The organism is Chryseobacterium sp. CH21 (genome assembly GCF_004119445.1).
Lineage (GTDB): Bacteria > Bacteroidota > Bacteroidia > Flavobacteriales > Weeksellaceae > Chryseobacterium.
Genome location: NZ_QICI01000021.1, coordinates 19,859 through 30,362 on the forward strand (window position 1 = coordinate 19,859; position 10,504 = coordinate 30,362).

At 34.8% G+C, this 10,504-nt stretch carries 12 protein-coding genes; 5 read left to right on the plus strand and 7 right to left on the minus strand.

Features of this window, described 5'->3' with window-relative positions:
* Together BOQ62_RS03555 and BOQ62_RS03560 are read left to right on the plus strand one after the other, a co-directional pair.
* Positions 1-1,386, plus strand: coding sequence for a serine hydrolase (locus tag BOQ62_RS03555; protein WP_129037169.1), 1,386 nt, complete (start codon positions 1-3; stop codon positions 1,384-1,386).
* A gap of 50 nt (positions 1,387-1,436) precedes the next feature.
* Positions 1,437-2,306: an alpha/beta hydrolase gene (locus tag BOQ62_RS03560; RefSeq protein ID WP_129037171.1), complete on the plus strand. Its 870-nt coding sequence runs from the start codon at positions 1,437-1,439 to the stop codon at positions 2,304-2,306.
* 354 nt (positions 2,307-2,660) lie between these two features.
* On the opposite strand, the gene BOQ62_RS03565 is transcribed toward BOQ62_RS03560, so the two are convergent.
* The 7 genes from BOQ62_RS03565 to BOQ62_RS03595 form a co-directional block, all read right to left on the minus strand.
* Complete coding sequence (locus BOQ62_RS03565; protein ID WP_129037173.1) at positions 2,661-3,359, minus strand: DedA family protein; 699 nt, start codon at positions 3,357-3,359, stop codon at positions 2,661-2,663.
* Between the two features lie 86 nt (positions 3,360-3,445).
* A protein-coding gene (gene prfB / locus BOQ62_RS03570) for a peptide chain release factor 2 (protein ID WP_185146785.1) occupies positions 3,446-4,557 on the minus strand; the annotation gives its coding sequence in 2 pieces (ribosomal slippage) (positions 3,446-4,488 and positions 4,488-4,557; 1,113 coding nt in all).
* A 144-nt stretch (positions 4,558-4,701) separates the two neighbouring features.
* Complete coding sequence (locus tag BOQ62_RS03575; protein ID WP_129037176.1) at positions 4,702-4,941, minus strand: hypothetical protein; 240 nt, start codon at positions 4,939-4,941, stop codon at positions 4,702-4,704.
* An 8-nt stretch (positions 4,942-4,949) separates the two neighbouring features.
* Positions 4,950-5,192 (minus strand): hypothetical protein, encoded by a 243-nt coding sequence (locus BOQ62_RS03580; protein WP_129037178.1) that lies wholly within the window; start codon positions 5,190-5,192, stop codon positions 4,950-4,952.
* A gap of 17 nt (positions 5,193-5,209) precedes the next feature.
* The gene (locus tag BOQ62_RS23800; protein WP_129037180.1) at positions 5,210-5,728 is read right to left on the minus strand and encodes an NAD(P)/FAD-dependent oxidoreductase; all 519 of its coding nucleotides are present in this window, start codon (positions 5,726-5,728) and stop codon (positions 5,210-5,212) included.
* A complete protein-coding gene (locus tag BOQ62_RS23805) occupies positions 5,674-6,315 on the minus strand; it encodes an NAD(P)/FAD-dependent oxidoreductase (protein WP_129037182.1) in 642 nt (213 codons plus the stop codon). The genes BOQ62_RS23800 and BOQ62_RS23805 overlap by 55 nt, the downstream gene beginning before the upstream one ends.
* Before the next feature lie 62 nt (positions 6,316-6,377).
* Positions 6,378-7,730 (minus strand): AAA family ATPase, encoded by a 1,353-nt coding sequence (locus tag BOQ62_RS03595; protein WP_129037184.1) that lies wholly within the window; start codon positions 7,728-7,730, stop codon positions 6,378-6,380.
* Between the two features lie 116 nt (positions 7,731-7,846).
* Between BOQ62_RS03595 and BOQ62_RS03600 the strand changes: the two genes are divergently transcribed.
* The 3 genes from BOQ62_RS03600 (at position 7,847) to BOQ62_RS03610 (ending at position 10,350) form a co-directional block, all read left to right on the plus strand.
* Positions 7,847-8,749, plus strand: a complete 903-nt coding sequence (locus BOQ62_RS03600) for an ABC transporter ATP-binding protein (protein ID WP_129037186.1) — start codon at positions 7,847-7,849, stop codon at positions 8,747-8,749.
* 2 nt (positions 8,750-8,751) lie between these two features.
* Positions 8,752-9,483 (plus strand): ABC transporter permease, encoded by a 732-nt coding sequence (locus tag BOQ62_RS03605; RefSeq protein ID WP_228413645.1) that lies wholly within the window; start codon positions 8,752-8,754, stop codon positions 9,481-9,483.
* A gap of 237 nt (positions 9,484-9,720) precedes the next feature.
* Complete coding sequence (locus BOQ62_RS03610) at positions 9,721-10,350, plus strand: hypothetical protein (RefSeq protein WP_129037188.1); 630 nt, start codon at positions 9,721-9,723, stop codon at positions 10,348-10,350.
* The last annotated feature ends 154 nt before the right edge of the window (positions 10,351-10,504 follow it).

Consider the following 10,504-nt stretch of genomic DNA (forward strand, 5'->3'; position numbering starts at 1 on the left):
ATGCGACGTCAATTATATATTTTAACCTTACCATGTTTATTCTGCCTGTTCTGTACATTCTGCTCCACTCTCCAGGCTCAGACTAATCCCGGTAGCATCAATCAGGAAAAGAAAAAACAGGAAATAGACAGTATTATAAAAGCGTTTGAGGGCATTAATAAATTTAACGGAACAGCTTTAATTCACTATCAGAATAAAAATATTTTTGAAAGATCATATGGATGGCAAGATGCAGAAAAAAAGATTCCCAATCAGGATAAAAGTGTGTATCAGATTGCTTCCTTAACCAAATCATTCACTGCTCTGGTTATTGTAAAACTAAGTGAAGAAGGAAAACTTGCTTTCAAAGATCCTATCTCAAAGTTTATTCCCGATTATCCCAGAGGCAATAAAATCACTATTGAACATCTCCTTACCCACACTTCGGGAATTTATGAAGTACTGCGGAATAAAGAGTATTTCACCCTTCTTCACACCGGAAAATCTATAGCCAAAAGTAAAGAGCTTTCGTTTTTCAAAAATGAACCACTGGATTTTGAACCCGGTACTCAATTTTCGTATACCAATTCAGGGTATATTGTATTGGGCGTTATCATTGAAAAAATAACAGGACTTTCTTATGAAAATGCAGTGAGAAAAATCATTTTAGATCCTCTAAAAATGACACACACCGGCTTTAACTATATGGATTTGAAAAGTCCATACAAAACGGTTCCTTACTCTTATATTTCAAAAACAAAACAGGAAAAAACACAGGTTTGGAATTCTACATTAACTGGTCCTGCAGGACAGATTTACAGTACTGCTGAAGATCTTTACAATTATTATACAGGATTGAGAGATTATAAAATTGTTTCCAAAGAAGCATTTAAAAAAGCAACCACCCCTTATATGAGTGGCTATGGTTATGGTTGGTTTATTGATGATCTTTACGGCAAAAAACTCATTAATCATGGTGGAAATATAGAGGGCTCCACAAGTTATTTTGCCATGCTTCCTGATGAAGATCTTTGCATCATCCTTTTGAATAATATTACGAGTAAGAAGCTGGAGAAAGCTGGAAATACCATTTTAGCAGCACTTTTAGGACAACCTTATACTCTTCCACAACCCAAAAAAGAGGTAACACTAAGTGCTGATGTCCTAAAAAAATATCCAGGTGATTATCAACTTTCTGATGATAGTATTATTCATATTCTGTACGAAAACGGACAGCTTTTTATGCAGAACAATAAAGATCCTAAGGTCAGAATACTGGCTGAAAAAGAAGATCTATTTTTCCTGCAGGAGGATGACACTGAGATTTCTTTCATATTCAAAGAAGGTGAAAAAGGCGTTATTACCATCAAAAAAGGACTCTCATCAAAGACAGCGGAAAGACTGTAATTAAGCATTCATTGTTTCATAATCAACAGAATTTTTCGTAAATTTAAGTAATGAAAAAGTTCATTCTCCGGTATCATTTTTTCGTCATGGGATGCATTGGTTTTCTCCTGCAGTCTTGTAATACGAAATTCAGAGTCTGGGTAGGTCCCGGAGGACAGCAGAAAATTTACAACCTTAAATATGGTGAACACAAAAGACAGAAAATGGATGTCTTTCTTCCCAAAGATTATGCTGAAGATGCTCCTGTAGTTCTTATCGTTCATGGCGGAGCCTGGACTTTGGGTAAAAAGGAACATATGATCCAGATTCAGAAAATGCTTTTTCAAAACAGAATTCCAACGATCAGTATGAATTACCGACTGGTTTCTACAAAGAAAAAAATCACTTATAAACAACAGCTTGAGGACATTGGTCTGGCCATTGAGAAGTTCAATTCATTAGCAGAGAAAGCTGAGCTTCAACCCAACAATTATATTCTTCTGGGTGAAAGTGCCGGTGGACATTTATCTCTTCTTTACGGATATCATCATCCTGAGCAGATCAAGAAAATTATCTCTTTAAGCGGGCCTACAGATTTTTATAGTTCTGAATATCTTAAATCTTTTTATTCCAAATACACCTCTCCTACTTTTCAAAAGGTAGTTGGGACTAAATTTGACCGTAAAAATATATCTGAAAAATTTAAAGAAGCAAGTCCTATTGCCAATATTACCAATGTTCCTACCCTGCTATTTCAAGGGAACAATGATTTTTTAGTTAATCAGCATCAGGGAATTGCTATGGACTCAGCGCTTACCAAAATGAATGTTCCTCATAAATTCATTTTCATGAAAGGAGCGGGACATGCACCAAGGTTTTTCAGTAAAAGAAAAAGAGATAGTATTATCTATCCGAATATTCTGGAATGGATTAAAAAATAAAAATTCCTATCAGACTTTATTTTTATTTAACGCAAAGGATAAATAATTAAACTACTATTTTAAACAATTCGTTCATAAGAATTTTTTAACTATTCCGTATAAAACAATTTTTGCCTGGTAAATATATTCAAAAACGCTATTGTCGCAAAAGAATTTTAAATTTTATATTCTCTCGACCGCAAGGGCACTTCATTCAGCAAGGCAGGTGACTTAGCTAAGTGAAACGCCTCTGCGAACGAAAAGTAATGAACCATGATAATAACCTTGCGAGCTTTGCGTGGTAAAAAAATCGCATACATAAAAAAGCCATCTCACTATTGAGATGGCTCTATATTTTTTGATTGAATTTCTTATTTATTTAAAATCCTGGTCTTCGTATTTTTTAGAAAGATCTTCTTTTTTTCCAAAAACAAACTTGAAGATGACCGGAAGTGTAGTTACCAATACAATGACGATAATAATGTATTCCAGTTTTTGTTTTAAGTTGATTCCAAACTGCTCCATAAAAAGCTTGTCCAGATAATGTCCTGCAAAGATCAAAATGAACGACCATAAAACAGCACCAATAACATTATCTCTTAAAAACTCTTTTTTATCCATCTTTACAATACCTGCTACAATGGGAGTAAAAGTTCTTACAACGGGTAAGAATCTTGCCATAATAACAGCCAATGCGCCATGTTTTTCAAAGAAATCGTGAGCCTGATAAAGATACTTCTTCTTGAAGAGCATTGAGTCTGGTCTTTTATATAATGCAGGTCCTGCTTTTCTTCCAAAATAGTATCCTACTTCATTTCCTATGATAGCGGCAATAGCAACGCCGGAAGCTAAAAGTGTTGTGTCTAAGAAATCGCTCCCTGTAGAGCCAAAAGTCTCTTTGATGATTTCAACGGCATAAATTCCTGAAACGAATAAAAGAGAATCCCCAGGCAGGAAAAATCCTACAAAAAGACCTGTTTCAGCAAAAACAATAAACAAAATCAGCCAAAACCCTCCCATTTTTATATAAAACTCCGGGTTTAATAAATCCTTCCAGCTATTGAAATCTTCCATAAATATCGATGAACAACAAAAGTAAGTCTAAAATGTCTGAAACAAAAATTAATTATAAGATTTTAACTAAAATTCAAACATGATTTTTATAAGTCCAGATCATCATCTGAAACTGCCGTCCCATCAGCCATTAAGAATGCTTTTAGAAAAGGAGTAAGATTTCCGTTCATTACTGCATCTACATCTGATGTTTCATGCCCGGAACGTACATCTTTTACCAATTTGTAAGGATGCATTACGTAGTTTCTGATCTGGCTTCCCCATTCGATCTTCATTTTATTGGCTTCTATCTCGTTTCTGGCCTTCATACGTTCTTCCAATTCCATTTCGTATAGTCTTGAACGAAGGAGCTGCATTGCTTTTTCTTTATTCTGAAGCTGAGAACGCGATTCTGAGTTTTCAATAATAATTCCCGTTGGTGCGTGGCGAAGACGTACAGCAGTTTCTACCTTGTTTACGTTCTGTCCTCCAGCTCCGGAAGATCTCATGGTTTCAAAACTGATATCAGCAGGATTGATATTGATCTCAATGGTATCATCTACCAAAGGATAGACGTATACTGAAACAAAACTTGTATGACGTTTTGCATTACTGTCAAAAGGGGAAATTCTTACCAAGCGGTGCACTCCATTTTCTCCTCTTAAATATCCAAAAGCAAATTCTCCTTCAATTTCAAGGGTTACTGTTTTCACACCTGCCACATCGCCTTCCTGAAAATTCAGTTCACGGATTTTATACCCTTGTTTATCTGCCCACATCGTGTACATTCTCATCAGCATAGCTGCCCAGTCACAACTTTCTGTTCCTCCTGCACCTGCTGTAATTTGCAGCACTGCAGAAAGTTCGTCGCCTTCATTGGAAAGCATATTTTTGAATTCCAGGTCTTCAATTTTTTCTACCAATTGTGGGAATGTTTCATCCAGTTCTTTTTCAGAATCAGGATCTTCTTTAGCAAAATCAGCCAACACCTGAAGATCTTCAAACTGTGTCTGAATTTCATCATAGCTTTCCACCCATTTTTTCTTGGAACGAAGCTGCTTTAGAAATGCTTCAGCAGTTTTTGGATTGTCCCAGAATTCTGGAGCTGCTGTTTTTTCATCATCATTGGCTATTTCAATCTTCTTTTTTCAATCTGAAGGTATCTGTGTAAGTCTTCAATTCTGGATTGAACTTCTTTTATCTGGTCGTTGTTAATCACGAATGTTTCTTTTTTGCAAAAATAAGGAATTCTTTTAGAGTGGAGAGGGACGGGTTCGAGTTTTCGGGGTTCGGGATTCGAGTTTTTGAGATACTGGATTTTTTTGGAACATTAATTGAGGTTCAGAATCTGATTCAGGAGAAACTATTCCTTTATGATTTCAGCATCAAAGCTTCTTCTAAGGTATTCTTTTGATTTTTTACTTTCCATCTTGAAACCCACCATTGCTAAAGCATACACAAATAACAACATCAATAAGGGCATGAAACATTCTACTGACATTTCTTTATTTCCTATATCTCTCGCAGTAATACCAATGAAAAAAAATAAGGCAAATGAACACCAGACAATTAAAAAAAACAACACAAATACATGTAATTTCATGGTTACTTCTATTTGTGTCCCGTCATTATTTTTTGAACAGTACCAATTATCTGAGGAAGAAAAGAATTTCTGTTTCTGATCACTCTGCTGATTTCAAAATTATTATCATTTATAGAGCCTTCATATTCTTTTATATAATTTCTTCCTAAACCAAATTTTTTGGGTTCTACAAAACCGGAAAGTCTTGTCAGTACTTCTTGTTCTGATAAATTGGTTGTATAAGTAATGCGTTCAAAAGGCAAATATTTCATGTGTACAAAACGTTATTTTATATCATTTCTGCTATCATTTCACCAATCTTCGGAGCTAAAGCAACCCCCATTCCAGAGAGTCTTACTGCACAAAACTGTGTTGTCGAAAGTTGTTTTACAATAGGTATTTTTTCTTCGCCCATAGCCATAATTCCTGACCAGCGAAGGGCAATTTTAAATTCATTGTTGGGAAGTATGACTTCTTTCAAAAAGTGTTCTAAATGATTTTGTAAAAATTCTGTTGTTTCAAAAGCCATTGTTTCTTCTGTTTTAAAATCCTGATTTCTTCCTCCACCTAGCAATACCCGGTTTCCTAAATTTCTGAAATAATAATAACCTTCATCATAATGAAAGGTTCCTTTAAGTTGTAATCCAACAATGGGTTCTGTTAAAAGAACCTGTCCACGAGCCGGAATAATATTTTCTTTTTCCAGAAACTTTGAAGTGAATGCATTGGTACAATAGATGAGTTGATCTGCTTTTACAGAAAGATCAAGAGACAGGTAAACCTCAGCATGTTCTTCTGTCTCATCAATTTTTCAACCTCTGTTCCGAATAAAAACTCGACTTTCAATTCATGACATTTTTCCAGCAATTTTTGCAAAAGCTTTCCGGGATGCAGACTTCCTTCACAAGGATTTTCAATCAGAAATGTAGATTTCCCTAACCCGAATTCCTGTATTTTTTCTTGTTTCAAAGTGTAGGTTTGATCCAGTCCGGTTATTGCTTTCAATTTTTCGTTTACAGCATCAATTTGGGATAAAGGTTCTTCATTATTTATAATTTCATAACCTCCGCTGAGTTCAAAATCAATGTCATCATTTTTAAAATAATGCTGGATTTTCTGAAGACCATCAAATCTCATTTTAACGAGTTCCAATGTTTTTTCCCAGCCCATTTTCTGCGAATCAGCAATGATTTCCGTAAGGCTTCCAAAACAGGCAAATCCCGCATTTCTCGTTGAAGCGCCTAATGGAATAGCATTCCTTTCAATGATAAGAACAGATTTTTCAGGATATTTCTCTTTAATGGATATCGCCGTCCACAAGCCGGAAAATCCGGCACCAATAATGATGACATTTCTTTTTCTGTAAAATGTATCCAGTTCCCAGATGCTGTTCATAAATAATGAGTAATGGGTAATAAGTAATTTTATAAAACTTTAAACCTTAAACTTTGAACGAGTTACCCTTTATCTCCCTCATCATTATGCTGAAATCCGATGGCTCTCTGTGGTTCTTCAACAATTCTGTAGGTTTCCAGTTCGCTCTTTAATGCCTGAATTCTGAACTTAAAATCATCAAAATTATTGATAATAGCATCGGCTAAGAACCGTGCAACCTGATCAAGATATTCTTCAGTAAGTTTGGAACCTGCATCTCTTAAAGCTCCGCTCAAAAGAGTCTGATCTATCTTCAGTTTTTCATTTCTGGTCCTTTGATATAGATTTTTAATTCTTTTCTTTAAGCTTTGGGTAAAGTCGATCAGCATCGTGTTGCTGAATGCTTTCATCTTTGAAGAGATTTCATGCCAGAAAGGAATTTTATCTGCTTTGTTATTTTTCAATATTTTGTAGAGTAAAGAATCTTCTTCCAACCCTCTCGTCATGGCATACAGAATGATTTCTGAACGTTCTGAAGCATTGGGTGGAAAGATCGGGATCATTACATCAAATCTTCCCGGAGCAAGAATTTCTTCATCAATTTCTGAGACAGAATTGGCAGAACCTACCATCAGAACACCTTCTTTTTCAAATTTTCCAATGTAGTGAAGTATCAATTCTTGAGCTTCGAGATTACAAGAGGCAACATCAGTTTCGGCTCTTCTCTGCATCATAATTTCATCAAAATCGTCCATGAAAAGCAACATTTTGTTTTCCTTCATCATACTCAGCAGGAAATCACTGAAATTGATTTCATTTCCATCAATCAGTGAAGTTCCCAAATAATGTTTTTTGACTTCTTTAAACTGATATCCAATGATTTCCGCAATCTTATTGGCCCAAAATATCTTACCGCTTCCCGGAGGGCCATAGAGAATAATTCCTGCAGGCTTGTTGATCCCCCAATCTTTGATTTGCTGTGGATTCAGAAAGGGTTCCAGAACAGCAGATGTATAAAAAAACAGATCTCTGTATCCTATAAAATCTCTTTGCTGAAGACTGGTTTTGCTCCCGAAATAATCATAGACAAACTTATAGTTTCCTCCTAATTTATTATCAATTCCGTAACTTGATATGGAGGATTTGAAAAATCCGTTATCAAAAATATTGAGGTTATTATCTTTAATCACCTTCTCTACCTTCTCTTTTGGCTGATTGATGACTTTGGCAATCTGCTCCAATGTTTTATTTTTGTCCAGATCTTTTTCATATAATCTTAAAAAGTCTACATTTTCCCGTGCAAATTTTTCAAAATCTTCTTTTACTTCAAAATTCGTACTGACACAGTCTACCAGTTCAAGATCAAAATCCTGTATAAACTGTTTTATGGCTTCTGCAGAAACATTCAATTCTTCTGCCAGTTCAATTAGCTTCATAACTGTTGATTAATTCTATCAAATTTAATGTATTTGTACATAAATTAATATTGATTTATGATAATTCTGTAACATTCTCTAATTTATATAGACTACTACTATGTAAAACAAATTACATGGAAAAGATTTTATCAGTAAAAAATTTGACGAAGAAATTCAAAAGAGTTGTGGTCAACAATATTTCTTTTGATGTCGAAAGAGGGAATGTTTATGGCCTTTTAGGTCCGAACGGAAGTGGAAAATCCACAACTTTCGGGATGCTGCTTTCAACCATCAATCCTACCAGCGGAGACTGGTTTTGGTTTGGTAAAAAAGGTACTGATCCTGAAACGTTAAAAAAGATCGGAGCTATTATTGAGCAACCTAACTTTTATCCTTATTTAAGTGCAGAAACCAACCTTAAGATTGTCGCTGAAATTAAGCAAACACCCTATTCAAGGATTGACGAAGTTCTGAAGACCGTTAATCTGTATGAAAGGAGAAAAGATACTTTCAAAACTTTTTCTTTGGGAATGAAACAGCGTCTTGCCATTGCATCGGCAATGCTGAACAATCCTGAAGTGATGATCTTAGACGAACCTACCAACGGATTGGACCCAGAAGGAATCATCCAGATCAGAGAAATCATCAGCAATATTGCCAAACAGGGAATCACGATTATCATTGCAAGCCACCTTTTGGATGAAATTGAAAAAATATGCAGTCATGTGATTGTCCTGAAAGAAGGAAATTCCATTTACTGTGGAAGAGTGGATGAAATGACTTCCAATAATGGATATTTTGAACTGAAAGCTGATAATAACACATTACTTTTAAATGCTTTGAACGAACTTCAATGGTTTACATCTATCAATCAGGAGGGTGATCTTATCAAAGCTCAGATCCGTGATGACGCTTCTGTTTCAGCTTCGGCGATGAATCAGAAACTGGCAGAGAAAGGGATTTATTTGTCCCATTTGACCAAGAAAAAATTATCTCTTGAATCTCAATTCCTTGAACTTGTAAAAAACACCAATTAGTCATGATAAAATTATTAAAACTGGAATACTACAAAAACCTGAACTACAAACCGTTTAAGGTTTTCACCATACTTTATTTCGCCATTCTTATTGCGTTGCTTTTCATCGGATTGGTTGACTTTGATATTTTTGGAGGAACAATTAACTTAAAGGAACAGGGCATTTATAATTTCCCTGAAATCTGGAATTTCACCACATGGATTGTCGCTTTGCTGAAAATTTTCCTTGGACTGATCATTGTTTTCTCCATTTCGCAGGAATTCAGCAACCGAATGTTTAAGCAGAATACAATTGATGGATTAAGCAGAAAGGAATTTATTACTTCAAAACTGCTTACTATAAGTATTTTCACGATTGTTTCAACAGTGATTGTATTGGGAATTACTTTATTTCTGGGCTATCAATACTCGAAGACAACAGAATCTACAAAGGTTTTTGCTGAGATTTTCTTCATTGGAAATTATCTGGTAAAATTATTTACATTCTTCTGTTTTTTAATGTTCCTTTCCATTTTGCTGAGAAAATCTGTATTTGTATTTCTTGCTCTTTTTGTTTTATGGATTGGTGAGGGAATTTTAACCACTATTGAAGTATTCTCAAAAGTAAAGGGAATGCAGGGGGCACAAAGAAACGAAATCCTTCAGAATGACTTTTTCATTACCCATCTTTTACCATTGGAAAGTATGTCCAACCTTATTCCTAATCCAATGATGAGATTAAATATGGCAAAATGATGGGATTAAAATATGAATTCCACTACCCTACAGAAAGTCTTATTGCATGTCTGGTGTGGTGTGCTATTTTTATATTCGGATCGTACTGGATTTTGAGAAAAAGGGATTGGTAGATGGTAATATTTAGAATTTAAAGATTTAAAAATTAAAATATTTAAAGATTATTTTTAAAGTGGTTCGTTTTCGGATCACTTTTTTTGGCTTAAAATTTTCATTCGGTACTGTTAAAAACTAGCCATGAAAAAAATATACTACTTTCCGGGATTGATCAGTGCTCTACTGATACCTATTTTGTTCTGGTATTATGGAAACCAAAAGTTTGAAGACGTTAACGTTTCTGTGATGGATATTGGACTTCCCGCCAAAGAAAGAGAAGGGATTAAAAGAACTTTTGCAAGTTTTGAACCTGTAAGGAACTGGAATTATAAAAAAATAAAAATAGTCTCCGGTAAAGCCAAAGAAAATTCAAAATCATATGTTTCCGAACTGAAAAATCTCCAGAAAAGAAATGAGAAAGAGTCTGGTATTGAATTCATTTTAGATCAAAATAATAGCTACGGCGATTTTGTCTCGGTTTTAAATGATCTGGCAATCGCTCAACAAGATCAGTATGCCGTTGACCTGGAGAAAACAGGACATATTTTTGCGGTTTACAGCCATATTGATCCTAAGGTACAATATCCGGAATATGAATGTTTTCTTTGTAATGATGTTATCAGACCAGAATATAAACCTGATTTTTTTGAAAAAATACAATTATTTCTCACAAAACTTCCAAAAGATACTTATTACTTTATTTTCGGATTTCTCCTATTTCTGAATATTTCTATGTTCAGCATCAAAGAACGATTTCAATTACAACATTAATTGTAAATAAAAAGGCTGCCAAATGGCTAGTCATGGTCGGAAGAAATTTCCGACCATTTTTTATGTTTTAAGTTTTGAAGACTTTTGCAGGATCACCCCCCGCAAATATTATTAAAATTGCGGTAATCATATCCCGAAGTTCCATAGCGATGCG

Excerpts from the sequence above, each read along its gene's own strand:
- BOQ62_RS23805 (WP_129037182.1), bottom strand. The coding sequence starts at position 6,315 with ATGAACAGCATCTGGGAACTGGATACATTTTACAGAAAAAGAAATGTC.
- BOQ62_RS03560 (WP_129037171.1), top strand. The coding sequence starts at position 1,437 with ATGAAAAAGTTCATTCTCCGGTATCATTTTTTCGTCATGGGATGCATT.
- BOQ62_RS03605 (WP_228413645.1), top strand. The coding sequence starts at position 8,752 with ATGATAAAATTATTAAAACTGGAATACTACAAAAACCTGAACTACAAA.
- BOQ62_RS03610 (WP_129037188.1), top strand. The coding sequence starts at position 9,721 with ATGAAAAAAATATACTACTTTCCGGGATTGATCAGTGCTCTACTGATA.
- BOQ62_RS03580 (WP_129037178.1), bottom strand. The coding sequence starts at position 5,192 with ATGAAATATTTGCCTTTTGAACGCATTACTTATACAACCAATTTATCA.
- BOQ62_RS03600 (WP_129037186.1), top strand. The coding sequence starts at position 7,847 with ATGGAAAAGATTTTATCAGTAAAAAATTTGACGAAGAAATTCAAAAGA.
- BOQ62_RS03565 (WP_129037173.1), bottom strand. The coding sequence starts at position 3,359 with ATGGAAGATTTCAATAGCTGGAAGGATTTATTAAACCCGGAGTTTTAT.
- BOQ62_RS03555 (WP_129037169.1), top strand. The coding sequence starts at position 1 with ATGCGACGTCAATTATATATTTTAACCTTACCATGTTTATTCTGCCTG.
- BOQ62_RS03595 (WP_129037184.1), bottom strand. The coding sequence starts at position 7,730 with ATGAAGCTAATTGAACTGGCAGAAGAATTGAATGTTTCTGCAGAAGCC.
- BOQ62_RS03575 (WP_129037176.1), bottom strand. The coding sequence starts at position 4,941 with ATGAAATTACATGTATTTGTGTTGTTTTTTTTAATTGTCTGGTGTTCA.